Origin of the sequence: Alkalicoccobacillus porphyridii, from assembly GCF_007293315.1 — a bacterium.
GTDB classification, from domain to species: domain Bacteria; phylum Bacillota; class Bacilli; order Bacillales; family Bacillaceae_D; genus Alkalicoccobacillus; species Alkalicoccobacillus porphyridii.
In genome coordinates, this window is record NZ_VLXZ01000005.1 from 81,792 (window position 1) to 106,898 (window position 25,107).

Below are 25,107 nucleotides of genomic sequence, written 5' to 3' on the forward strand. Positions count from 1 at the left end.
CTCAAGATAAAACATAGATTTTACTTAATTTTTTATGGACATTTTTTATAATACCTATCTAAAATAAATAGTATAACTCGTTATGGTTTTATTAAGAAATCCTCCTTCCAGGTGGGAGAAGCGCAAAATAGCATTATATAAATTATCTGGTGTTGTGGTGTCATATGAATTGAAAAAAGCCACGGGAGAACTATATCCCATGGCTTTATATACTTATTCCGCTCCCCATAACTCTATTCTATTTTTGATAAGTTCTGTATATTCCTGTTCTGCTTCCTCTGCTCCTGCAGCAAGTAGTTCATCCTGAAATTCATCCCACACCTTATCATAATCTTCTGGACTTGCTAGAATTGCTTCTGGAACTTTTCTTTTCATAATATCTAAGCATCTCTGCATGACTAACTCTAAATTAGAGCCAGCTGGAACAGCCATATTATATGCTGCACCCCATGGCTTCACAGGAAACTCATCTTCTTGAGGATAAATGTCCTTCCACAGCTCTGCTCCATATGCATCTAGTACTTCTTTCTCTACATCTGTATAAGAATCTTTAATTTGCTCTGGACTTGCTATTGTGAAAGTTTGACCCGTTGAATCTTCAACACCGTTACCATAGACAGGAGCCAAGCCTCTAAGCACACCTATTCCTGTTTGTTTTGAATGATTTGCATTATTATTACGCTCTTCCATCTGTTCATCACTAATGACACGCTTACCATCTTCTAATGTATAATGCTCACCTTCAATACCCCAGTTCTGCAGGATCTGCCCTTCTTCTGAAGCAAGATAGTCTAGGAACTTAATCGCTCGAACTGGATTTTCACAATCAACTGTAATTCCAATTCCCCATCCACCTAAATATCCAGTATCTTGGAAATTATGATGTTTAAATTCTTCTGTAAGTGTGACGGGATACATGCCATGCATACGTTCCGGCTTTCCAGCTTCTCTTAAAGATCTCTGCGCTTCACCAATTTGCCAATCCGCATCAATTAATCCAAGAACACGTCCAGATGAAATTTTAGCAAGATATTGGTCGTATTTTTGAACAAAACTTTCTGGATCTAACAAACCTTCATCGTTCATATGATTTAACCAGCGGAAGTATTCTTTTTCTTCAGCTCGACGATAATGGAATTTCGCTTCATAGGTATCGGGGTCAATATAAAACTCTCCATCATCAGGTGCACCCGTTGCAAAAAACGCCGGATTGGTTGTTGAGATCATGATTCTCCAATCATCAGCGAGTAGTGATAAACCAACTGTCGGTTGACCATCAATTGTTGGGTTATTTTCTTTGTACTCTCTTATGGCATTCTCAAAATCATCAACAGTTCTAATTTCAGGATAACCTAGCTCTTTAACAACATCATGCTGCAGTAAGAATCCAGTTCCAGGCTCCCAGTAGGTATGATCGACTTCTGACGTTGGCAGGATATAAATAGATTCATCCTCGTTGCTCCATTTTAGTCGATCAAAGTAGTCACCATAGATTTTCTTTAAATTTGGTGCGTGTTCTTCTATTAAATCTGTTAAATCTATAAGTGCCCCTGCATCAACAAGTGTTCCTGCATTACCCTTAGGCGTGATTAAATCTGGGTAATCACCACTTGCTGCCATGAGGGAAATCTTTTGATCGCCACCATTGACATCAAACTCTCCGTTTATCGTAACTCCTGTTTCTTCTTTGACCTTTTGACTCACAGGGCTATCCATGTTATCCCATTGAGAATGCATGTCAGCACTAAAATAATTGAGTGTGATTTCACCTTCCGGATCTTCATCTTCTAGATTAGCTGTGTCTTTACTACACCCCAATATACCCGCAACCAAAACAACCGAAGTTAAAAACATACCTCTTTTCCAATGCTTGTTCATTTACCTCTCCCCTTATCATATAATTGTCTAACTTTTTACTGCACCAAGTGTCATTCCTTGTACAAAGTACTTTTGTAAAAATGGATAGACTAGTAATATCGGTATAATTGTCACCATTGAAATAGCCATCTTTATAGATTCAGGAGAAACTTGCTTGGCTGCTTCTTCTCCAGCAACACCTCTAAATGAGTTAGCATCAGATGCCCCCATATTCGTATTTTGGAGGATCTTCATCAGTTCATACTGCAGTGTAGTTAGTGCTGGGTTAGAGCTGTTGTAGAGATACGTATCAAACCAAGAGTTCCATTGAGCAACAGCCACAAATAAAGCTATGGTCGCAAGCACTGGCATACATAAAGGCATGATAATTCTCCAGAAAATCGTAAAGTCACTAGCTCCGTCGATCTTAGCAGACTCTTGCAGTGCAAAAGGAAGACCATCCATAAATGATCTGATAATGATAATGTTAAAGGCGTTAACCATACCTGGAAGAATATACACCCAGAAGGTATTGATTAGATTCAATTCTCGCATTAGCATGTAACCTGGGATTAAACCTCCCGAGAAATAAAGCGTTAAGACAATAAATATAGATACAAACTTTCTTCCTTGAAAATCTGACCTACTTAGTGTAAACGCTACCATCGCAGATGATAAAACACCTAATATTGTTCCAATCACTGTACGTAGAATTGAATTAATTAAACCAGTAACGAGATTATCATATTCAAAAATAGTTTTGTAATTTTCTAAAGTAAATTCTCTCGGCCAGATGTGAATGCCGCCTCGAACGGTATCTGTGGAATCGTTTAAAGAGACAGCTAATACATTTAGAAATGGATATAATGTTACTACAAAAACAATGAATAAGAATGTATAGTTAAATGTGTCAAACATTCGATCACCTAAGGTTGTTCGATTACCTGGAAGTAATTTTCGCATTAGTTTTCCCTCCTTTCTACATTACACTTTGATTCGCAAATCGTTTGAATATTCCGTTAGCCAAAAATAGTAGCATGATACTTACTAAAGAATTAAAGATTCCAATGGCTGTACCATACGAAAATCTTCCTAATCCAATTCCGTAATTTAAGGCATACAGATCTAATACTTCCGAGAAGTTTACAACGGTTGGATTACCAAGTAAAAATTGCTTTTCAAAACCAATTGAGATTAGATTCCCAATTGATAGAATTAATACCACTAAAATAGTTGGTCTAATTCCTGTTAACGTAATATGCCAGATTTGTCTGAAACGGCTTGCCCCATCCACTTTTGCTGCTTCATAAAGCTGTGGGTCTATACCTGCCATAGCAGCAAGAAAGATAATCGAGTTCCAGCCCATTTCTTTCCACAAATCAGCTAACGTTACAATGACCCAAAAATATTCGCCTTTAGTCATAAATTGTACCGGTTGATCTATCATTCCAACCGCAACTAACACATCATTTACTACCCCACCATCTACAGAAAGCATCTTTGTTACAATACCTGCTACGATGACCCATGAGACAAAGTGAGGGAGATAAGATACCGTTTGAACTGTACGCTTAAATGTTTTGACTCGTATTTCATTTAATAAGACTGCAAAAAGAATGGGCACACTAAAACCAACAGTCAAACCCATTAGGCTCATCACAATAGTATTTCTAAGAACTAAATAGAATCGATCATCCTGAAATAATTCAATAAATTGCTGAAAGCCTACCCATTCTTGTTCAAAAAAACCAAGTGCTGGTCGATAGTTTTGAAAGGCCATGACCCAGCCACCTAATGGAAGATAATTAAAGACAAAAACCCATGCAACAAACGGTAAAGACATAAGATAAAGGTATTTTTGTTGCTTAAATATCGTCCAAAAACTTTTTTTCTGAACAAGACCTATTTTTGAATGCGTTTTCATTTTTGGTGTTTCCATCTTTTCTCTCCTCCCTTTTCTCATCATATACGAGATTGTCACGAGGAAATACATGATAAATTTGAGAAGAAATCAGATAAAAATTAGTGATAAATCAATTGAAAAATGAGACTGGATAGAACTATATCTCACAGAAAAAAAGATAAATAATGCCGCTACAGTAGAATGGTCTCTTTCCACCAGCACGACCTCAACCATTGAAGAGCAAAACTACCCCTTCAATGACGGTCTGCCTCGTGCTGTCCTTTAGATGTTGAACAATATTACTTTCAATAGCTAAATCCCCATTTAGAAAAAAACAACTTCTTGTGTAGGAAAGTTATGTAGACTCTTGGTATGTAATCTCTCATAATAATTGATTCCGCTCCTCACCAAGCGAACGAAAATGGAGGGCCGACACCTGCGGGATGAACAGGAGGCCACTGAAAAAGTCATTTAGAAATGAGCTCATTTGCACCGCTACAGGAGAAAACTTCGCTTTCCACGGGAACGGTCTCAGCCCTTGAAGTGGAAGTGCGCCACTTCAATGTCGGTCTGCCTCGTTCTGTTCCGTAGGAGTCTACGTTTTCTCCTTCCGCTCATGTTCCCGATAAGCCAAATGACCAACATTCCTATCTAAGGAAATGAGGGCTCTTTTTTGTTTCACATAAGATTCACTATCATATAAAGCTTCTTTTTCAGTGACCCCGATGAACAGGTTCATTGAAATGAGATGGCTTCCCCAGATTGGTTCAATAACTGAGCTCAGGTGAGTGCCCCCATTTTCGAGAGAGGCAGCGAAGAAACTATTCTTAGATAACCTCCAATTCCTCCATGTACTTACACAAGTAAACTGTACTGATATTCCAGCTGCCCACGGAAAGATGGGAGCTACATCCATCCTCTTTTGTACAATAAAAAAGCTGAACAATGAATGGAGAGACTCCAACATTGATTAGCTTTTTTATTAGTTATAATACTTCTGTCCCAACCACGCTATGAATAATTACTTTATGGTTATTTGCTTCTTCTGAAACGCTCTCGGTGAGATACCCTCGTATTTCTTAAACTTCCGATGAAAATAATCTACATCCTTGTAACCGATTTTCTCTGAAACCTCATATACCTTATAGCCGTCCAATAAAAGAGCTTTTCCATTCTCAATTCTCACCTTATCCAGGTAGGTATTATAATATTCTCCTGTATGTTCACGAAAAAGCTTACCTAGATAGGCTGGATTATAATTGAGTAGCTCGGCTAGTGTCTCGAGACGTAAGTTCTGATCGTACTGTTTGTTAATCAGGTCTACCATTCGTTGAATTGTACTCTCTTTCCCTCCTGTGTAAACAAGTCGAATCAATTCAGTGAACCGCTCAATCACTGCATCTGTTAATGCGTGGATATGATGCAGATCGTACATGTGGCTAGAACTAAATTGTGTGGACTCAATTGCTTTTAATCTGCGAGAATCATTTAATACAAGCTGATTTACAACCATTGAATATAAATGAACAATGTTTTTTTTAATTTGGTTTGGATCATATTTATTTCTGATTAACTCATTGGTAAATTGTTTAAGCAGAGAATGACATGAATCCACATGACCAAGGGTGATGGTTATGGAAAGATTCTTTACGTAATGATCCATTGAGAATTCACTCCTTGAATCTGTCTTACTCTCCTGAATTTCTGCTAACATCTCATTAGTTATACATGTACCTTCTTTAAATAGAAAGGTTTGATTTAATAAATATTGCGCTTCCTCATAAGATTGATAAAGGTCTTGTGGGTCAGTCACTTTTTTCCCGATGGCACCATAACCTTTTGTTGATTGAATGTATGCCACTGTTTCTTTTTCAGACTGTATAGCATCATTAAAAAGAATCATTCCGTTAAATGTACTAAATGAAAAGGGTAGTGCACCCTTTTTGTTGACTGTTACTGAACTAAGATGAGCATGAACCTTTTCCATTGATTCAGGTACTGTTACGAGAATTATTCGATACATTTCTGCTTGTAAGCCATAGTGCCTCCATTGTACATCGAACGCTTCCACATTTTCCTTCTCAATGGGTCCAGACAAAGCTTCTTTGATAAAGAATTCTCTTTTCCATAGTTGCTCCTTTTCCTTTAATACATTGACAGTCAAACGACTCTTAATCTCTGCATGTATTTGATTAAGTAGACCTATAAGTTCTTCCTCATCTAAAGGTTTTAATAGATATCCATCTACCCTTGAAGATAAAGCTTTCTGTGCATAACTGAAGTCGGCGTGACCTGTTAAAATGATGAAATGAGTGAATCGATCACTTTTTCTAATTAACTCTATTAAAGCTAAACCATCCATTTCCGGCATGCGTATATCAACAATCATTAAATCAGGCTTCACATTCTGATAAACTTCAAATGCTTCTTTTCCGTTCCTAGCTATTTCTGTCACACTAAACCCATACTGTTCCCAAGGTATTAATGAACGCAGCCCCTCTCGAATCATTGGTTCATCATCAACAATGACTACCTGATACATCATGTCCCCTCCCATGGTATGCTAAATTGAATATGGGTTCCCTTACCCTCTTCACTAGTAATTTTAAGACCTGCCTGCGAACCATACATTAGCTGCAATCTTTGATGTACGTTCCTCAATCCAATCCGATTATGACCATTAGTCTCTTTCTCATCGAGCATTTCTTGGATCGAATTCAATCGATTTTCACTTATCCCCACACCGTTGTCCTTAACCGAAATAATAACTTCACTTTCCTGGAAGTAAGCTGAAACGATCACTTCTCCCCCGGTATCCTTAGTCTCAAGTCCATGAAAAACAGCATTCTCAACAATCGGTTGAATGGTTAACGGCTGTATAAGTAGATGTTTCGTTTCAGGCGCAACATTCAACTGATATCGAAGTCGTTCCCCATATCTAAAACTTTGAATCTCCAGATACGTTTGAACAAGCTCTATTTCATCTCTTAGAGGAACTGGTTTCCCATCGGTATCAAGGCTTTTCCGAATAATCATACCTAATTGCTTTACAACATTTGCAATTTCTTTTTCCTGTTCAATGTGAGCTTTCATTCGAATAGACTCTAATGTATTAAATAAGAAGTGAGGGTTAATTTGGCTAGCTAACATTTTAAATTTCATTTCATTTTGTGTAACTTCAATTAAGTTCTTTTGACGATTAGTTTCAAGCACTTGCTCTACCAATCCTTTAAGATTCTCAACCATGTCATTAAACTGATGTGAAAGCTGTCCAATTTCATCCGTTCCATCAATTGTAATTTTCGTTGTAAGGTCTCCAGCTGCAACCCGTTCAATTTTTTGGCTTAAATTAGATAAACGTTGCGAAAGAAGCTTGGAAAAAACAGCAATTAACACAACTGCAACCGTTACACCAACTAGTGTAATCATAATACCAGTAAAGCCAAGACGATTTGCGCGTTCGACAATTTGACTGTTTAAGCTGACAGATACAATATTAAGCTCACTTTGGCTCATCATTGGATTAAGCTGCTCCACAGTGACCTGTGCTTGCTCCCCTTGAAAAGCTGCGTCGTGAATGCCTGATTCATCCAACACCGCCTGTTCAATGAAATTGCTCAGCACTTCCCCTGTGAACTCTTTTTTGTTTGATGAAATAACATGTCCTTCTTCATCTGTAATAAAGGTTAATAGAGATTCTTGATTAAGAATTGCATTTAATTGACTTGGTTCAATAGTGATCACAACGATCCCATACGTTTGGTTCTCCAAGAAATTTATTCGTTTTATTAAACTAAGATACTTTTGATTATTATTTGTTTCATCTGATAATAAACGCCATTGATTATATCCCACTTCATCTTCCACCTGTTGAAACCAGCTTTCTTCTCTCAGTTCATCATTCACAGGTATAAACTCCCAATTATTAATTAGAGTAGGGTTATCAATATAGAAGCGTATTGAATTTATTTCTCGTTGAGTATAGAGATAGGATTGAAAGTTTTGATAATAATAATAGCTGCTAACGACCTCAAAGGTTGTATTGTAAGTAGTATTTACAAGTTCATCTAACTCGTTGTCAAATTCAAGACTGTTTGAAATAAATGTAGGTATTTTTAGTAAATCATAGGTCCGTTCCTTGACTCTTTCTATATTAGATTGTGATTGTTGGTTCATATCATCTAACGCAATAGATCTTAACTCCTGAGTTAGCATCAGTCCTACTAATGATATAGGAATTAGAACCACAACAATAAATGTAAGCATCAGTTTATCACGAAGCTTCAAATGATTAATCCATTTAAGAAGTCTTGCCTTTACCCTATGTGCCACAACTATCCCCCTTAAAAGAAAGCGTTTTCATTACATTATACCGTATTTTTATATAGTGGATAAAATAAATTTATATATGGTTTTTTTGGCATTATTAAAGGAGCCGCCATATCAATTGGCATCATTATGTGGAATATAAAAAAGCCGCAACCCTTGATGGATTGCGGCTTTTTCTTTGAATTATCTCAAACTTTTTCTTTTTTCTTTTCTTGTTTACTTCTTAATTGACCGCAGGCTGCATCAATGTCAGCACCTTGTTCAAGTCGAACACCACAATTAATGCCTTTTTTCTTCAATGTATCAAAGAATTCCGAGATCGCTTCCGGTGTACTACGCTGGTAATCTCCGTGCTCATCAACGGGGTTATAAGGGATGAGGTTCACGTAAGAAAGATGGCGTTTATCCCCAATTAATTCTGCTAACTGAAGTGCTGCTGCCTTATGATCATTTACATCATTAATAAGAATATATTCATACGTCACACGACGATTTGTTTTTTCTAGATAATACTCAATCGAATCCATTAGCTTTTCAATTGGAAAAGCTTTGTTAATTTTCATAATACGAGTACGAAGTTCATTGTTAGGCGCATGAAGCGAAACAGCTAGGTTCACCTGAAGCTTTAGATCAGCAAACTCATAAATTTTGTTTGCAAGTCCACTTGTAGAAACAGTAATGTGACGTGCACCAATGGCAAGTCCTTTATGGTCTTTAATTATTTCAAGAAAATCGACCGTGTTTTGGAAGTTATCAAACGGTTCACCAATTCCCATTACAACAATATGACTAACCCGCTCTTCTTGTCCTTTTGTATCAAGGTGCAGCTGAACATTCATAATCTGCTCAACAATTTCACCACTTGTAAGATCACGGTTTTTTGTTAATAATCCACTTGCACAGAAGCTACAACCAATATTACAACCAACCTGAGTCGTTACACATACTGATAAACCATATTTGTGTCTCATTAAAACTGTTTCAATTAAGTTCCCATCCTGCAAACGGAATAAGAACTTCATTGTACCGTCTTTTGATTCTTGACGAACATGCTCCGTCAGCGTTTGGATAGAGAAGTTCTCCTCTAACACATCAATACATTCTTTGTTCACGTTATTCATTTGGTTAAAGCTTGTAACACGCTTACGATACAACCAATCCCACACTTGTGATGCGCGGAATTTCTTGTGACCGTGCTCTAATAACCACGCCGTTAATTGATCCATCGTTAAACCATAAATGGATGGCTTATTCATAATAAAAACCTCATTTCAACTATTTAATTCTATTATCAACTGATTTTTTCAGTCTTCATTTTTATACAAGTAACATCAACCACTTATTATAGCAAGAATACAACAAAAAATCCAGATACAAAACCGCATCTGGATGTTTACTTGCAATCATTAGTTTGACTTACTATGGTGCTCCACTGTATAAGCCTCTAATTGATTAGACTGTGCAGCCGGACGTTCACTCTCAGAGCTTGGTTTGCTCTTGCTTTGATGGGCCTTTTGGAAAGCATCACTTTCTAGCCAGTTTTCATAGTCCTGCTTCGTTTCCCATTTTGTGAATACTACTTGTTTTCCATCGTCCTTTTCATTATTTAAAAAGAGAAACTCTAGGCAACCTGGTACATTGCTCATATTATCAGCCGATTTAGCGAAGCGTTCTGTTAGCATCGCTTTTCGTTCACTTGGTACATGTAATTCGTTCATTACTACATACATTGAATTCACCCTTTCTCATCTCTACTTTTTACTATAAAGGTTTTCATTAAACGCAGCAAACATGTATAATTAATTTGGCAGATTAACGCACGGAAGGACATGATGGTTTTATGCTAAAAAGAGGGTTACTCTCAGGTCTCTCCACTACATGGACACTGAGTAAAGTCATTTTTCCAATCACATTATTTATCACTATTCTTGGTTATACCCCCATTCTTCATTGGCTTGCCTCCGCTTTATCTCCACTTATGAAGGTCATTGGCCTTTCAGGTGAAGCAGCGATCCCGTTAGTCATAGGTAATGCTTTAAATTTGTACGCAGGCATTGGCGCAATCTTAAGCTTGGATCTGACGGTAAAAGAGGTTTTTATACTAGCGGTTATGCTCTCATTCTCACATAATTTATTTGTTGAATCCGCCGTCGCAGCAAAGGTTGGACTTAGAATGTCAGTCATACTTGCGGTGCGAATTGGCTTAGCTCTCGTTTCTGCTTTTGTCATTAACTTAGTTTGGCAAGGAGGAGGAGAACAAGCAGTATATGGTTTTGGTTCGAGCTCACATGCCGCTGCTCCAACGCCTGAAACAATGAGTTGGTTGGCGATTGTATGGGAGGGGATTGCAGCAGGAATAACGGGGATTTTACAGCTTGCTTTAATAGTGATCCCTCTTATGATGGTCGTACAAATCATGCGAGAGAAGAATTGGTTAAAAGCCATCGCAAACAGTCTTTCGCCATTAACAAATCTAATTGGCGTAGAGAAAAATACGTCCATTACGCTAGCGTCCGGGTTAACCATTGGGTTAGCTTACGGTGCAGGTGTCATGATTGACGCAGTCAAAGAAGACAAAGTGAAAAAGAAGGACCTATATATTGTGTTTATCTTTTTGGTTGCATGCCATGCTGTAGTGGAGGACACACTGGTCTTTTTAGTTCTAGGTATACCTGTTTGGCCTTTACTCCTAATAAGAGTGGTCACGGCATTATTGCTAACAATAGCCATCTCACGAATTTGGAATCAATATGATAAGAAACAAAGCAAACAAACAGAAGAAACCTACGCACATTAATAAATAAAGGGTGGAGCGATTAACAAACATCGCTCCACCCTCTTTTTTGTATTAAAAAGTAATGACAATCTTTCCGACAGCATGATGCGTTTCACTCAAAGCATGTGCATCATAGATTCCTTTTCTACTAAATGGGAAGGTTGATCCTACAATGGATTTCACCTTTTTATCCTCTAAAAGGTCAGCAAACTCCTGTAACTGCTCACCACTAGGTTCTAACCAGATGCCTTTAGCAATCACACTCTTAGACTTTGCTAAATCTTGATCAGGCTCTCCAACAATCGAGATCAACCTGCCTGTTTCTGACTTAAGTACGTTAAAACTGTCTTCCGCAACCTGACCTCCCATCGTATCAAACACGAGATCAATATCTGATAGAAGCTCTTTAAAGTCTTCTTTCTTATAATCAATGACCTGATCTGCTCCTAAAGAATACAACAGCTCATGATTCTTTTCACTTGCCGTTGTGATGACATGTGCACCGGCATTTTTCGCAAGTTGAATAGCAAATACGCCAACACCACCAGCACCTGCATGAATCAGTACTTTTTCACCTGCTTTGAGACCCCCATGGGTAAACAATGCCTGCCATGCTGTTAGACCTGCTAATGGGACAGCTGCAGCTTCCTCAAATGAAATAGAATCTGGTATTCTCGACAGTAAATGATCATCAACAGCCGTATACTCTGCATACGTACCAAAACGAGTGGTGTCTGGACGAGTAAATACACGGTCTCCTACCTTCCACTTCGAACTATTTGAACCAACTTCGGATATCGTGCCTGCAGCATCCCAACCAAGAATGATTGGGAATGACCAATCAAACATCCCTTTTAGATAACCTTCTCGTAGCTTCCAATCAATCGGATTGATGGAGGTTGCCTCAAGCTTTACAACCACTTGATTTGATTCAGGAGTCGGTTTAGACACCTCTTGTTCTACCAATTCTTCCTTGCTACCATATTGATTAATGACAACTGCTTTCATTGTAATTCACTCCTTTAAACGTTTAGCATGCTATTTTACTATTCCCGATTTGAGTAGAATAAAGCATAGCCTATTGATTGTCCCGTTGTAAAAATCGGTTAATAATGAGTGATGCTTTTTAGTGATCGGCTGGTGTTTGTGCATTCTCAGCTACTGCAGATTCAACATAATTTAGGTATCTTCTTAATTTTTGAGTTGTTTCTCTTGATGTACTGTTTTCTTGGAATAATTGCTGTGTAACACGGCGCATCTCTTCCATAACTTGATAATGCAAGTCCAATACCTGATGTTCAAGAACAGGATCCACATCGAGATCTGATTCACTAATCCGATGTAGCACTCTTTCATATAGAGGGATTAGATTCATACATGCCGAGTGATTCTCTTCCGATTTTAAGCCCTTATGCAGATCAGTAATAATTTGAGCATATACTCTTGCAAGAATTTCACGGACTTGACCCCCATCCTCCTCATTCAATTTATTGTGCTTAGTACCAGGAAAAACTCTTTGAGCCAAACGTTTTAGACGGATTGCAAATAATGAAAACCATGTTTTATGACTAAGCACTTCATCAATCATTTGCAAACGTAATTGAAGATAGTCAACAACTGCTTTCTTTAGTTCTTTATTTGTTCTAAGTTCTTCTGTTAAAAGCTTATGCTCTGTTTGCATTGCTTTTAAACGGACGGTATGCTCTTTTCTTTTATGAGCAAAATCCCAGCTCGTACCGCCTCCATATACAATATCAACAGAAGCTTGTGAGTACTCTTTAGATAATCTACGAATAGCGAGTCGATTATCCGATGTTCTTAATTCCTGTAGGTAAGCTCTACCTTCCTCCCACGTTCGATTTGCAGCTTGTTCGAAGTTGAGCTGCTTTTGATCGGTGCCCTCGCCTGCCGTTTGCTTCGAGAGAATCGGAAGAAAGACACTTGCTATAAGTAAAGTAAGTAAAATCGTACCCGCAGCCAAAAAGATAATTAAATCTCTTTCAGGAAAAGGAGATCCGTCCGAGATGACATACGGAATAGAGAATGCCCCTGCTAGCGTTACTGCGCCACGAACACTAGAAACAGTTAGCGTGGTAATCGCTCTGTACTTAGGTAAATCAGATTCTTTATATGTCATTAAAGGCTTGATCTTTCTCCAGAATAAAGTCAACCATATAAAACGAAGGACAAGTAGGACAAGCGTAATGGCAAAAATGTATGCAAGCACTTCTCCATTTTTAAAGGTTGGATCGGCGATGACTACTCGGCTGGCATCCGGCACCTGTAAACCAAGAAGCACAAAAACAAGGCCATTCAAAACATATAAGATGACCGACCATGTATGATCAGATACCTTCTGAAGCTCTAACGTACGTGATTCAGACCGTTCACGCTCAACAGCATGTACAACACCAGCTGCAACAACTGCTAATATGCCTGAAAAACCAAACTCTTCAGCTAAGATATAGATAATGAATGGTGTCATAATTTGAATAAGCATGTGAACCGTAATATCTTCTAGACCGAATCGACGTAATAACACCTTTATCCAAATGATAAAAAGTGCGAGCAAAGCCCCGGATACTAAACCCCCAATGGCGATTAACAAAAAGCTACCTGTTGCCTGATAGATCGAAAAGAAGCCTGTAACCGTAGCAGCAACAGCAAATTTAAAGGCAACCAGCCCTGAAGCATCATTCATCAGGCCCTCCCCTTCAAGAAGACGCATAATTCCTTTAGGCATCTTCATTCGGCTAGCAATCGAGCCGACCGCAACCACATCTGTAGGAGAAAGGATAGCTGCAAGAGCAAAAGCTGCTGGTAAGGGAATGGATGGTATAAGGAAATGAATAAATGTGCCACCAACAACCACTGTTGCAAACACCAAACCTAAAGCTAATAATAAAATTGGTCTTCTTAGCTTCCAAAGCTCATCACGAGGTGTAACTTTTCCATCGTTAAATAAGAGTGGTGCGATAAACAATACAAAAAACAACTCAGGCTCCAATGGAATATGAAGCCCGGATGGACTTATAGATATAACAACCCCAATTACAATTTGCACCAGAGGAAGTGGTACAAACGGGATAAAGCGCTGAATGACATTTGATAACCCAATAATAAAAAACAAGATCAGGACAATGTACATGACTTCCATTTAAATACTAACCTTCTTTCTATGTAAACCAACTACTCTCTCCTAGTATGTGGAGAAAGTCTTTATATCATAAACGAAAAAAAGCAGATCATGTTCTGATCTGCTCACAGGTAATAGATTAAATTAATACATTTTCATGTTCCGTTTCTTGCTCCAAAGCTTTTAATGCCGCTTTATTTAGATAGTTCCAAGGCTGATTGTAATGCGGCTGAAAGAAGAAATCTACAAACGCCAAGTCTTCAATGGTTTTATTCTCTTGAATACACACGGATAATGTGTTCACGGCTTGGGTGAGATCCACTTTGGACATAATTGCTCCGCCGACGATTCGGTTTGTTCCTACTTCGTATACAATTTTTATTTTTACATTTTCAGCAGTAGGCATAAATTCAGGTCGGTATGATTCATCAATTGTGATAGATTTCACATTCAATCCGAAAAAGAAAGCATTTGATTCAGTAACCCCTGTTGATGCCATGTTTAGATCATACAGCTTTAATCCTGATGTTCCTTGCGTTCCGCGATACTTCACTTTGTTTCCAATAATATTATGAGCTGCAATGGTGCCCATACGAACGGCATTCGTTGCTAGAGGAATATACGCGTGTGTTTTTGCCGGGTTATAATACACTGCACAGCTATCCCCTGCCCCGTAAATATCCGGGTGACTTGTTTGCATAAAGTCGTTAAGAATTAATGCTCCATTTGGTAGCATATCTACTTGATTCTTTAATAAATCCGTCTGTGGTTTAAAGCCAACACATAAGAGAACAAGATCTGCTTCATATGTTTGTTCAGAAGTCACAACCTGTTGAACAAGACCCTCTTCATTCCCATTAAATTGTAGTACTTTTTCATTTAGTGCCAATTTAACATGATGTTCATGAAGCTCTTCTTCTACAATATCAGTAAATTCGCGGTCTAAATATTTATTTAAAACTCTGTCCGCTCCCTCAATAAAGGTTACGTTTTTACCATACGCTTCAAAGGCTTCAACAAGCTCTACGCCGATATAACCCGCTCCAATGACAGCAATATTTGAAGCATCCTGTGCTTTTTGAATGATTTCTTTCGCCTGATGATAGTTTTTCGCAAGTTGAATGTTTTTTAGCCCTACTCCAGTAATCGGCGGAATAACAGGAGCTGATCCAGTAGCAAGTACAAGCTTATCAAACCAGTCCGTAAAAATATCATTTGTTTGCAGGTTTCGAACTTGGATCGTTTTCTTTTCCGTATCAATAGATAGTACCTCATGCTGCATGCGCATGGTGGCTCCTAAAGCTGCTAGCTGTTCAGGAGATGAATAAAATAAATCCTCCGCCTCTTTTACCACTCCACCTACATGTAATGCAATTCCGCAGGATAAAAATGAAACATTATCATTTCGTTCATACACAACCACTTCATCTTCTGGCTTCATTTTTAAGATATTTGTAACAGCAGCTGTCCCCGCATGTGTGCATCCAATAACAAGTGTCTTCATTTAAATTCCTCCATATTTTTATTTTGTGATTAATTTCACATGATTATGCTCACTAATTCACAAGAGAAGGTAAAAATAAAATCTCCCTTGCTTATTTATATGTATATCTTATCACATTGTGAAATGTTGAGCAATAGTTTTTTATTTATTTTTAGAATAAAAAAGAGTCTAGCTGACTCAACACATGAGGTGCTGTCAGCTAGTTCTTCATATACCTTATTCCTTCACCGAACCGAGTACAATTCCTTTCACAAAATACCTCTGCAAAAATGGATACACCATAATAATCGGCAAGGCCCCAATAAAAATTTGCGCAGAACGCACAGTTCTTTCTGACATTGCCTTCATTTCATCCGCGTTCACATTCATTTGTGAGTAATCATTTTGCACAATAATTGTTTGTAAGAATGTAGACAGCGGGAACTTTGAAGCATCTGTTAAATAGATAAGTCCATCAAACCACGAATTCCATTGTCCCACTAACGTGAACAATCCAACTGTAGCAATGGCTGGTAATGATATCGGGAGATAAATACTAAATAATATTCTGAAGTGTCCAGCTCCATCCATAAGGGCTGCTTCTTCTAAAGATTTTGGTACACCCGTACGGAAAAAATTTAGCATCAGAATTAAATTAAACACATTAACGGCCCCTGGTAACACCAACGCCCATATCGTATTAATGAGCCCTAGGTTTTGCACAAGAATATAGGTTGGAATTAGTCCACCATTAAATAGCATAATGAATACTAAAAAGTAGATATAAAATTTTCTTCCCTTAAACTCATGATCCTCTTTTGACAGTGCATAAGCAGCGAGTGTAATTGTAAATAGACTTACTACTGTTCCAAGAACCGTTCGTGTTATACCGTTCCAAAGCGCGCGTAAGAAATTATCATTTCCAAGTGTTTGCCCCCAAGCAGACAAGGTAAAATCAATTGGGAGAAATCGTACGAGATTGGCATTAGCCGGAGCCGGAGCACTAAATGAGACTGCTAAGATGTGAATAAGAGGAATGATACAGATGATGCCTAGTAATGATAGAAACGCAATATTAAAGATGGTAAAAATCCGATAAGATGTACTCATATGATTCATAATCATTCCTCCTTTAGAAAATACGATAATTTGCGTATTTATAGGCTAAGCGATAACCAATCACGATTAGAATAAACGCTATTACAGACTTAAATAGCCCTACCGCTGTTGCGTAACTGAAATTTCCACCAAGTAAGCCTTGACGATATACATAGGTGTCAATAATGTCTCCCTTGTCGTAAACAAGTGGATTGTATAAGTTAAAGATCTGGTCAAATCCGGCGTTTAATATATTTCCAAGGGCTAGAGTCGCCACCACAATCGTAATTGGGAGTAATGCCGGCAATGTGATAAACAATACTTGTTGAAAACGATTGGCTCCATCTACAACAGCCGCTTCATATAGATTAGGGTTTATGCCAGATAAGGCTGCCAAAAAAATAATCGCCGAAAACCCAAAATCCTTCCATACATCACTTGCTATGACAGTTACGCGAAACCAGTCTCCATTTCCAAGAAAAAAGATTGAATTTATTCCAAAGAAGTTAAGAAACTGGTTCACTAACCCCCCATCAACACTTAATAAATCCAGCAATATCCCTCCTAATATAACCCAGGAAAGAAAGTGGGGCAGATAGACCAAAGTCTGTACAGAACGTTTAAAGGTCATTACTCTTACTTCGTTTAATAGCAAAGCAAAAATAATCGGAATAATTAGTTGAAATACTATTTTAAAGCTAGAGATAACCAGTGTGTTCCAAATGACCTGCCTTCCCTCACTGAACTCAAAGATTCGTTTAAATTGCTCGAAACCCACCCATTCTGAACCAGTGAAGCCATGCCATGGTTTAAAGTCTTGGAATGCCATGATGATTCCACCCAGGGGCAGATAGTTAAATATGAAAGCTAGAATGATAGCAGGCATAACTAGTACATGAAGTGGCCAATTTCGTTTGAGATTCCAGCTTTGCTTCTGTTTATGCTTTTCCCCTGACACCTTCATGTCTTGTCGGGCATTACTCAATTCACTCATAGCTGTTTCTCACTCCTTTCATCATCTGTTTCTGAATTCATGTGGGGTCTTATTAAAGTATTTCTTAAACACTTTAATGAAATAGGATGAATCATTGTAGCCTAATTGCTCTGCTATTTGTAGTATTCGTTGATTTGTATGAACAAGCAGATGTACGGCATGTTCCATTTTTAGTCGATGAGTATATTCAGTGAAGTTTTCGCCTGACACCTCTTTATACACTTTTGATAAGTAAGCAGAATGAACATGTAAATAATCGGCCGCACTTTGTAAGGTTGGAAAGATATCCAAATGATTATTTACATACTGCTTAGCACGATCTACTAATATTTCCGCAGCTGGCTTATTCCCGAATTGTTTTGAAGCGTGAATGGTTTGATGAAGATCGTCTAGCTCGTGTTTAACATGGGGCCAGAACAAAAAAGGATTCGAAACCTCTAAAAAGAAAGCAGCATGAAGCTTAACTGTAATGTGTTGTTTAAACTGAGGTATCAACTTAGTTAAAACGGTATGGATCCAATCTTCTGGCGTACTCTCCTTAGAGACAAGAAGAATATACAGGAAATCAGGTTTATCACTTATCAGCATTGGAAAACTAATAGATGAAAACATGGTTAAGACTTCTGACTCAATCATCATTTTATCGTTTAGTTTTTCACTATAAATACCAATCCATATGCTAGGTGCATCCGATCGAAATGGTAATTGATACTCTTCAATTTGTTTCTGAATCATATCTACCGTATGATAGCTTGTTAGCCACTTTTGTAGCAGTAGTTCCCCAACCATTAGAGGCTTTTTACCCAAATGGGTGACCATATTCAGCTTTTCTGCTCGAATTCTTTCATCTTCCTGCACGGCTTCAATTGCTCGCTCTACTGCATTCAAAACCTCTTCATCTGAGCAGGGCTTTAATAGATAATCAACTGCGTGAGCATGAATGGCCTGTTTTGCATATTCAAACTCAGCATATCCTGATAAGAGCAGTCCTTTTGCTACATGTCCTCGTCTCTCCATTTCAATTAATAAATCGATTCCGGTTTGTCCTGGCATTCGTATATCTGTAATGACTACATGAACGCTATTAGACTCCAGCTGAGTTAATGCTTCAGTTACAGATGAAGCAAGGAGAATGGTTGAAATGTTCAGTTTGTCCCACGCAATCGCACTTAAACCAAGTAAGGTTGCTTCCTCATCATCTACCAAAAGGAGTGTATACATTTAATAAACCTCCCTTCATTCTTCATCATTTATTTCTTGCCATTTTATTTCGACTTTTAAGCCGCCTAGTTCAGATTCGCTAATATATAAACCTGAAAGACCACCGTATTTTTTTATTAATCGCTGATGAACATTTCGCATTCCATAGCCTTCCTGTAACACTTCTTTCTCTTCTAAGCTGGCCGTTAATTGCTCACGACTAGATGCTGAGAGGCCATTCCCATTGTCCTCAATCGTCACCATATTACATTGCTCCGTTATAGTTCCCGTCACTCGAATGTATGCTTTTCCTAAAAGCGGTTCAATTCCATGAACAATGGAATTCTCTACAATAGGTTGTAAAAGAAGGCTTGGAATTTGAAGGGAGTACATCTCTTTAGGAATTGAGATTGAATACGTTATCGATTTTTTTCTTAGTGCATGGATGGATAGAAAATGATCAATTAAATCAATTTCTTCATTTAAAGTTGTTTTTTCATCTTCCACCTTGGTTCGATATCTAAAGTATTGTCCTAAGTGAAGAGCCATAGCTTCTACAGCATCTGTTTGCTGTACCTTGGCCATGTTTTTAATATAAAACAGGCAATTGTAAAGAAAATGCGGATTAATCTGTGCTTGCATTAGTTTTAACGAGGCTTCCTGAGAACGGATTTTTTCTTCATAGACCTGCTCAATAAGGGTTTGAATTTGTTGTGCCATCTCATTAAATCCTTGTGTTAGTTTATGAAATTCATTATTATGGCCAACCGGTATTCTCACTGCGTAATCCGCGCGTTTAATTCGTTGTACAGCTAAACTTAGCTCTCTTATTGGGATATGGATTTTCTTGTATAGGAGCCAACCCGAAAGACCTCCAAATAAGATCATTAATACAACGGATGCATAAAGAAAGTTTCGGCTTTTATAAACTGGCGTTAATAATTCGTCTAATGGAAAGACATCAATAAGTATCCAATCAAGTGCTTCTGATTGAACATAACTAACCAAATATTGAGTGCCTTCATGGTGGATGTTTAACGTACCGTTTTGGTTTATCATGTGATGATTTATGGTTTCTGTTATTGATAAATCAGTTTCCGCCGTTGTAATTACACCAAAGTCTTGATGAAACAAAAATGCATTATTTAAATTTGTTGTCACTAAATCATCCAAATGGTTTCTTATACTTTGTGTATAAACCCTCGCTTCAATGATTACCTCGTTACCAATAACTACATTATTTAATGGATATCGCACATGACGAATAAAATAATCATTGTCCCTGTTATTTTCATCAGCAACATAATGCCACGAATTAGCTAGTGGTGTTTCCAAGTCAGGAAAGACCGGCATCGTCGTAATAGCGCTTTCATTATTTGGCATGTAAATAGTTACATCCACTAATAAATTGCTTAACTGCTGGTAAGTACGTAATTTCTCAGAAACGTCTTCTTTTAAAGAAACTTTCTCGTATGGACTATACAATTCAATATTACGTAAGCTGCTAATGTCTGAATCAATACTTAATGCCATTAAAAACTGTGAGATCTGATCAAGATCTGCTTCTAATTGATTAACTGACACATCCAAACGATTCATATTGCGCGAGTGAATATCGTCTATGATCACTTGTTCTGTTACGTAATTTGAGTAACTGTATATAAGTACTGTAGGAATAAGCAGCAACAGCAATATAATGACTGCTTGTTGGAACAATGTCAGCCTTTTCATGAAATATCTCCCCCTCTTCATTTTTAGTTTAGCTGATTCTCTCTAAGAGGAGGAGAAATAAGTTACTTATTGACTGCTCTGAACGGTTTGGTACCACTCATTGACTTCAGTTGTAATGTCATCACCGCCGGAACTTTTCCATTTATCGATGACAGAATCAAATTCATCAAGGGATTGTTCGCCATAAATCATTTTACTGAAGGCTTCAGATAGCATGGTGTCCAGTGTATCCTGTCTTGAAAGCATTGTAGGTGTTGGCGCTCCAGTAAACATACTGTGAACCTGTTTATCAGCTCCATCTACAACTATTCTTGCCCCCTCCCATGCTGCTTCAGGGTATTGCAAGTATACCTTTCGTTCAAACGGGGTTTCCGGCTCTTGTCCGCGAGCAAATTCAGCTAGAGTATTAATATATAAAGAAGGAATTCTTGCTCCATCAAATGTTATTGTGTATTTTACCGGGTCTATTCTTCCACCTGGAATTTCGTCATCACGATATTTTACTTCTTCCCCATCTAGATAATAGTCGTATCCTTCAGCAAATCCATATTCAAATTCGCTACCTTCTTCTGGGTTTGCAAAATTCTCAAATAAATAATTTTGATACACAAAAAATGCCTGAATTTCTTCTTCCGTTGCACTCTCATTAATCATAACGGCTCCATTTTGAGAAGTGATACCTGTCGAACGCCCTGCTTCTCCATTTGGTCCTGTTGGAATTTCATAGGCTTTATATTCGGCCCCTTCCACATTATTAAGTAGCTCCCCTAGTGGCCAATCAGGCATCCAATGAGGACCTGCAATCATTCCTGCCCGACCTGAGGTGAATAACTCGGATGCTTTTACTTCATCCCATAATCCAGACTCGGGATGAATGTAGCCTTTCTCCATCCACTCGCGTAATGTTTCTAAACCCTCTTTCACTTCTGGTTGAATAGAGCCGTTTTCTAAGGTTCCATCCTCTGCTAAATTCCACTGATCAGGCATTGACCCGTATGCACCAAACACCCAGTCCGTCGTAGACATCCATGTATTATAAGCATTAGCAAAGCCTGTTGCTAGGCCATAGGTTTTCTCTCCTGTGCCTGTTGGATCATCATTCACAAATGCATCCATAATGGTTTCAATATCTTCCATTGTTTCTGGCCCATCTAGCCCTAGTTTATCCAGCCAATCTTGACGAATAAATAAAACCGTATCCCCATTCATTTCATAATCTAAGATAGGAATGGCGTATATTCCATCCTCTCTCGTATAAGGATCCCAAGCATGCGGATCTGCTTCTATCGCTTCTTTCCAAGCTGGAGATGCATATTTATCAAAAATATCCCCAACCTCCATAACACGTCCTGAATCAATAAGGTCTTGGGTTATATCGCTTCTTAAGCTTATAATGGACGGCAATTCTTCATTAGCGGACATACTAAGCTGAAGTTTAGTATCAAAGGTATCGTCTGGACCACTCGTCGTCCATAAATAATTCAAATCGATATTAAATGTATCCTTTACCCATTGTGTATGAACATTGTCTTGAATGCTTTCTCCCTCTTTAAATAAAATATCTCCGGAAATATGCTTAATTAAGCTAATCGACACAGGTTCTTCAAACGAATCTGGCAGCTCTTCAGCAGATGCTACCGGGTCAAGTTTACTTTCTTTTTGGGCAGACTCACTATTGCTGCAAGCCGCTAACAAAGCCACACCACTTACTAAAGATAGTTTTATAAGCGTCTTTCTATTCATAAACATCCCCCTTTAATGTAAGCCCTTACATTTATATCGTACTTTCTTTTCACCCAATCGAAAACCTGAATTTTTTAAGAAACACGGTACATTTTTAATCAATATGAAAAATGTACTGTCTAAGCAAATCACCAATATATGTTGAATCCGTATTTTAGCATAAAATTAATGATCTAAGACCGTGTTCTGGAAGACACCTCCGTATGAACTCTTTTACAATCACAAGCACGAGCTGAACATTGCATGCAATGGCTACAGCAATGTTTTAGGCTTCTGAATTAACTTTATTAGAATAGATTCTTCTCTCTCCCGCCGCTTTCATGTGCTTCGTGCCGATTCTTCCTCTCCTCCCGCCGGCGATATCAAGCCAGAACTCACGTCAAAAATCCGTACCACTATAAATAGCGATACGGATTTGCAGGTTTTCTATTTAGAATTATTTCTCTTCTTTTTGACTCAATGCCTCAAGCTCTTCTCCAGCCTCAGCAACATCAAACTGTAAAACTAAGTTTTGAAGCTCTTCTGCTAGCAATGTTAATGTGCCAACTGATGTAGAGATCTCTTCCATAGAAGCCAGCTGCTCCTCCGTTGATGCGGAGATGTTTTCAGTACTTGCTGCTGTCGTCTCTGAAATAGCAGAGATTTCTTTAAATGTATGCACAAATTGATCAGTACCTGATGCCATTGATTGTGCGTGTGATGCCACTTCTCCAACCTCTTTTGCCACATCTTCAACAAATTGCTTCATTTCTGTGAATGATTTTCCAGCAACATTAACTACTTCAATTCCTTTTTCAACCTGGCTCGTGCTTTCGCTCATTTTCTTCACTGTTTTTGCAGTCTCAAGTTGTATAGATTGAATAATACCGCTAATAACCTGTGTTGATTCAGCTGATTGCTCAGCCAGATTACGTACCTGCTCAGCAACAACCGCAAAGCCTTTTCCTTGCTCCCCAGCACGCGCTGCTTCAATCGCTGCATTCAATGCCAACAAATTCGTTTGCTCGGCAATGCTCTTAATCGCATCAACCACTTTACTGATTTCATCAGAGCTATTTCCGAGTCCTTCTACACTGCTAGAAAGCTCTAATACTGTATCTTTAATTTGAGTCATCTGCTCGATACTTGTTTGAATAGCTTCATTTCCTTCATCTACAAATTTCGTAGCATTCGAAGCCGTTTTTTGAACCTGCTCTGTTCGTACTGAAACGGTATGCACAGAGGATGCCATTTCTTCTGAGACAAGATTCCCTTGCTTAATACTCTCTCTTTGGGCATCTACACCTGATGCCATTTCTTGCATTTCAGAAGAGATTTGCTCGGTTGCTCTAGTATTCTCTTCCGTACTGGCGGATAATTCTTCAGAGGATGCAGCTAAATGCTGGGCTTTATCTTGTACGCTTGAGAGTGTAGTCGATAAGGCAAATCGCATCTTCTCGAACGCATTTCCTAATCGGCCAATCTCGTCATTTCGGCTAGGGTGAACGTAGAATTCTTTATTCAGCTCCCCTTGGCTCATTCTCTCCGCCGCTAAAGTAAGCTTGGAAATAGGACCTACAATCGAACGTAAAATAAAGAAAATGACCACTGCACCTACTATTAATGATAAAACCATTACAATAATCGTAGTAAACAAAATACTAGAAGAAGCTTGTGCAATTTCCTCTTTATCCATCGCGGCATATATCTTCCAACCTGTTTCTTCATTTGTTAGGAAATTTAATGACAGCTCTTGCCCATCAAATGCATAGTCAAATTGACCACGTGTATCTTCAGTTTCGAAAAGAGGATCTGTTGATTCTGTTCCTAACTCTACATTTGGGTGAGAAACAACCGTGTTATTTTGATCCAGTAAAAATACAAATCCTTTTTCACCAATCGAAATTTCATTTAACATATCTGTTATAACACTAAGCTTTAAATTTAATGCTGCAACACCTAGACCGTCCTCTGTTGTCCGTGCCAACGTAGTGACAGGTTCATTTGATGACTGTGAAATATAAGGTGGTGTAATGATAACCTCACCATTACTTCCCATCGCTGTTTGATACCATGGTCTTTCACGAGGATCGTAATCAGGTGGATTTTGAAAAGAGGTCGGAGAATTCATAAAGTTCCCTTGCTCTGTTCCAACATAGCTTTGCTCCACATCTATTTTTGTATTTTGAAATGTGTCAAGAAGTGCACGTTGTTCTGCAGAATCCTCTTCTAGAAATCCTTCCACGTCACTTGCATCAGCTATATAATTCACATTTTCTTTTTGGGAATTTATAAAGTTGCTTATTGTATTATCTATAATAAGTAAGCTTTCTTCTGTCGAATTATGTAACTGCTCATCAATGTTGTTACTTGCACTTTGATAAGAGCTTAGACCAATAATTAAACTCGGCAGTAGTAAAACGAGTGAAAATGCCAGTATTAATTTAGTCCGTAACGACATGGATTTCTTTTTGATCTGTTCTTCTCTGTTCCTCATGTATTTTATCCCCTACTCTAGTTGTTTGTTTTTGCAACATTCATTTCTATGTTTTACGCCCGGGTAATATCTATGTATATTGCAACAATCTTTTTATCGGCCTTATGAACTAAGACTTTTAGATTTAATTTAAATTCTTGTTAGATTACTTACGAAGACCCTAGCGAAAACAACACTAATGGCTAATTAAAAAAATATAACTAGCTGTCCGCCGTCTCTTATCAATTAAAAATAGAATCCATGCTTATGTGTAAATTAGTTTTGTTTCTTCGGCTGCGTTTCCGAAAATGGGGTTACTTACTTAAGGCAAGGTAATGAGCTCATGCACCGCTACAGGAGAAAACTTCGCTCTTGTTCCCGATCAGACAAATGACCAACATT

17 protein-coding genes are annotated in these 25,107 nt (G+C 38.2%); 1 reads left to right on the forward strand and 16 read right to left on the reverse strand.

Translation table 11 applies throughout. The annotated features are described in order from the left end of the window. Positions 1 to 213 precede the first annotated feature (213 nt). From FN960_RS09575 to FN960_RS09605, 7 genes are all read right to left on the reverse strand, one after another. The gene (locus tag FN960_RS09575) at positions 214 to 1,878 is read right to left on the reverse strand and encodes an ABC transporter substrate-binding protein (RefSeq protein ID WP_143848492.1); all 1,665 of its coding nucleotides are present in this window, start codon (positions 1,876 to 1,878) and stop codon (positions 214 to 216) included. 27 nt (positions 1,879 to 1,905) lie between these two features. Next, positions 1,906 to 2,820, reverse strand: a complete 915-nt coding sequence (locus FN960_RS09580) for a carbohydrate ABC transporter permease (protein WP_143848493.1) — start codon at positions 2,818 to 2,820, stop codon at positions 1,906 to 1,908. A gap of 16 nt (positions 2,821 to 2,836) precedes the next feature. Next, the gene (locus FN960_RS09585; RefSeq protein ID WP_143848494.1) at positions 2,837 to 3,796 is read right to left on the reverse strand and encodes an ABC transporter permease; all 960 of its coding nucleotides are present in this window, start codon (positions 3,794 to 3,796) and stop codon (positions 2,837 to 2,839) included. Positions 3,797 to 4,781: 985 nt separating this feature from the next. Continuing rightward, positions 4,782 to 6,305 carry a response regulator transcription factor gene (locus FN960_RS09590; RefSeq protein ID WP_185970994.1) on the reverse strand — a complete coding sequence of 508 codons (1,524 nt, stop codon included), beginning with the start codon at positions 6,303 to 6,305 and terminating at the stop codon, positions 4,782 to 4,784. Next, positions 6,302 to 8,092 (reverse strand): cache domain-containing sensor histidine kinase, encoded by a 1,791-nt coding sequence (locus FN960_RS09595; protein WP_143848496.1) that lies wholly within the window; start codon positions 8,090 to 8,092, stop codon positions 6,302 to 6,304. The genes FN960_RS09590 and FN960_RS09595 overlap by 4 nt, the downstream gene beginning before the upstream one ends. A gap of 185 nt (positions 8,093 to 8,277) precedes the next feature. After that, positions 8,278 to 9,345 (reverse strand): dual-specificity RNA methyltransferase RlmN, encoded by a 1,068-nt coding sequence (gene rlmN, locus FN960_RS09600; RefSeq protein ID WP_143848497.1) that lies wholly within the window; start codon positions 9,343 to 9,345, stop codon positions 8,278 to 8,280. Positions 9,346 to 9,495: 150 nt separating this feature from the next. Continuing rightward, a complete protein-coding gene (locus tag FN960_RS09605) occupies positions 9,496 to 9,819 on the reverse strand; it encodes an antibiotic biosynthesis monooxygenase family protein (protein WP_143848498.1) in 324 nt (107 codons plus the stop codon). A gap of 110 nt (positions 9,820 to 9,929) precedes the next feature. Here FN960_RS09605 and FN960_RS09610 point away from each other — a divergent pair, with 110 nt between their 5' ends. Then, the gene (locus FN960_RS09610; protein ID WP_143848499.1) at positions 9,930 to 10,886 is read left to right on the forward strand and encodes a nucleoside recognition domain-containing protein; all 957 of its coding nucleotides are present in this window, start codon (positions 9,930 to 9,932) and stop codon (positions 10,884 to 10,886) included. Positions 10,887 to 10,937: 51 nt separating this feature from the next. Here FN960_RS09610 and FN960_RS09615 read toward each other — a convergent pair whose 3' ends face one another. The 9 genes from FN960_RS09615 to FN960_RS09655 form a co-directional block, all read right to left on the reverse strand. Beyond that, positions 10,938 to 11,873, reverse strand: coding sequence for an NADP-dependent oxidoreductase (locus tag FN960_RS09615; RefSeq protein WP_143848500.1), 936 nt, complete (start codon positions 11,871 to 11,873; stop codon positions 10,938 to 10,940). A 118-nt stretch (positions 11,874 to 11,991) separates the two neighbouring features. After that, on the reverse strand, positions 11,992 to 14,022 hold the full coding sequence (locus FN960_RS09620) for a Na+/H+ antiporter (RefSeq protein ID WP_143848501.1): 2,031 nt from the start codon (positions 14,020 to 14,022) through the stop codon (positions 11,992 to 11,994). A gap of 118 nt (positions 14,023 to 14,140) precedes the next feature. Next, a complete protein-coding gene (locus tag FN960_RS09625; RefSeq protein WP_143848502.1) occupies positions 14,141 to 15,505 on the reverse strand; it encodes an FAD-dependent oxidoreductase in 1,365 nt (454 codons plus the stop codon). Between the two features lie 216 nt (positions 15,506 to 15,721). Continuing rightward, positions 15,722 to 16,603 carry a carbohydrate ABC transporter permease gene (locus FN960_RS09630; protein ID WP_143848503.1) on the reverse strand — a complete coding sequence of 294 codons (882 nt, stop codon included), beginning with the start codon at positions 16,601 to 16,603 and terminating at the stop codon, positions 15,722 to 15,724. A gap of 13 nt (positions 16,604 to 16,616) precedes the next feature. Further along, positions 16,617 to 17,546 (reverse strand): ABC transporter permease, encoded by a 930-nt coding sequence (locus FN960_RS09635; RefSeq protein ID WP_143848722.1) that lies wholly within the window; start codon positions 17,544 to 17,546, stop codon positions 16,617 to 16,619. Between the two features lie 51 nt (positions 17,547 to 17,597). Then, entirely contained in the window at positions 17,598 to 18,797 is a 1,200-nt protein-coding gene (locus FN960_RS09640; RefSeq protein ID WP_143848504.1) for a helix-turn-helix domain-containing protein, read from the reverse strand. A 15-nt stretch (positions 18,798 to 18,812) separates the two neighbouring features. After that, on the reverse strand, positions 18,813 to 20,507 hold the full coding sequence (locus FN960_RS09645) for a sensor histidine kinase (RefSeq protein WP_185970996.1): 1,695 nt from the start codon (positions 20,505 to 20,507) through the stop codon (positions 18,813 to 18,815). 66 nt (positions 20,508 to 20,573) lie between these two features. After that, positions 20,574 to 22,250: an extracellular solute-binding protein gene (locus FN960_RS09650; protein ID WP_143848506.1), complete on the reverse strand. Its 1,677-nt coding sequence runs from the start codon at positions 22,248 to 22,250 to the stop codon at positions 20,574 to 20,576. A 436-nt stretch (positions 22,251 to 22,686) separates the two neighbouring features. Further along, on the reverse strand, positions 22,687 to 24,726 hold the full coding sequence (locus FN960_RS09655) for a methyl-accepting chemotaxis protein (protein WP_143848507.1): 2,040 nt from the start codon (positions 24,724 to 24,726) through the stop codon (positions 22,687 to 22,689). Between the last annotated feature and the right edge of the window lie 381 nt (positions 24,727 to 25,107).

Coding starts and splice junctions, on each gene's coding strand:
- FN960_RS09575 (WP_143848492.1), bottom strand. CDS start 1,878: ATGAACAAGCATTGGAAAAGAGGTATGTTTTTAACTTCGGTTGTTTTG.
- FN960_RS09580 (WP_143848493.1), bottom strand. CDS start 2,820: ATGCGAAAATTACTTCCAGGTAATCGAACAACCTTAGGTGATCGAATG.
- FN960_RS09585 (WP_143848494.1), bottom strand. CDS start 3,796: ATGGAAACACCAAAAATGAAAACGCATTCAAAAATAGGTCTTGTTCAG.
- FN960_RS09590 (WP_185970994.1), bottom strand. CDS start 6,305: ATGATGTATCAGGTAGTCATTGTTGATGATGAACCAATGATTCGAGAG.
- rlmN (WP_143848497.1), bottom strand. CDS start 9,345: ATGAATAAGCCATCCATTTATGGTTTAACGATGGATCAATTAACGGCG.
- FN960_RS09605 (WP_143848498.1), bottom strand. CDS start 9,819: ATGTATGTAGTAATGAACGAATTACATGTACCAAGTGAACGAAAAGCG.
- FN960_RS09610 (WP_143848499.1), top strand. CDS start 9,930: ATGCTAAAAAGAGGGTTACTCTCAGGTCTCTCCACTACATGGACACTG.
- FN960_RS09615 (WP_143848500.1), bottom strand. CDS start 11,873: ATGAAAGCAGTTGTCATTAATCAATATGGTAGCAAGGAAGAATTGGTA.
- FN960_RS09620 (WP_143848501.1), bottom strand. CDS start 14,022: ATGGAAGTCATGTACATTGTCCTGATCTTGTTTTTTATTATTGGGTTA.
- FN960_RS09625 (WP_143848502.1), bottom strand. CDS start 15,505: ATGAAGACACTTGTTATTGGATGCACACATGCGGGGACAGCTGCTGTT.
- FN960_RS09630 (WP_143848503.1), bottom strand. CDS start 16,603: ATGAATCATATGAGTACATCTTATCGGATTTTTACCATCTTTAATATT.
- FN960_RS09635 (WP_143848722.1), bottom strand. CDS start 17,546: ATGAAGGTGTCAGGGGAAAAGCATAAACAGAAGCAAAGCTGGAATCTC.
- FN960_RS09640 (WP_143848504.1), bottom strand. CDS start 18,797: ATGTATACACTCCTTTTGGTAGATGATGAGGAAGCAACCTTACTTGGT.
- FN960_RS09645 (WP_185970996.1), bottom strand. CDS start 20,507: ATGAAAAGGCTGACATTGTTCCAACAAGCAGTCATTATATTGCTGTTG.
- FN960_RS09650 (WP_143848506.1), bottom strand. CDS start 22,250: ATGAATAGAAAGACGCTTATAAAACTATCTTTAGTAAGTGGTGTGGCT.
- FN960_RS09655 (WP_143848507.1), bottom strand. CDS start 24,726: ATGAGGAACAGAGAAGAACAGATCAAAAAGAAATCCATGTCGTTACGG.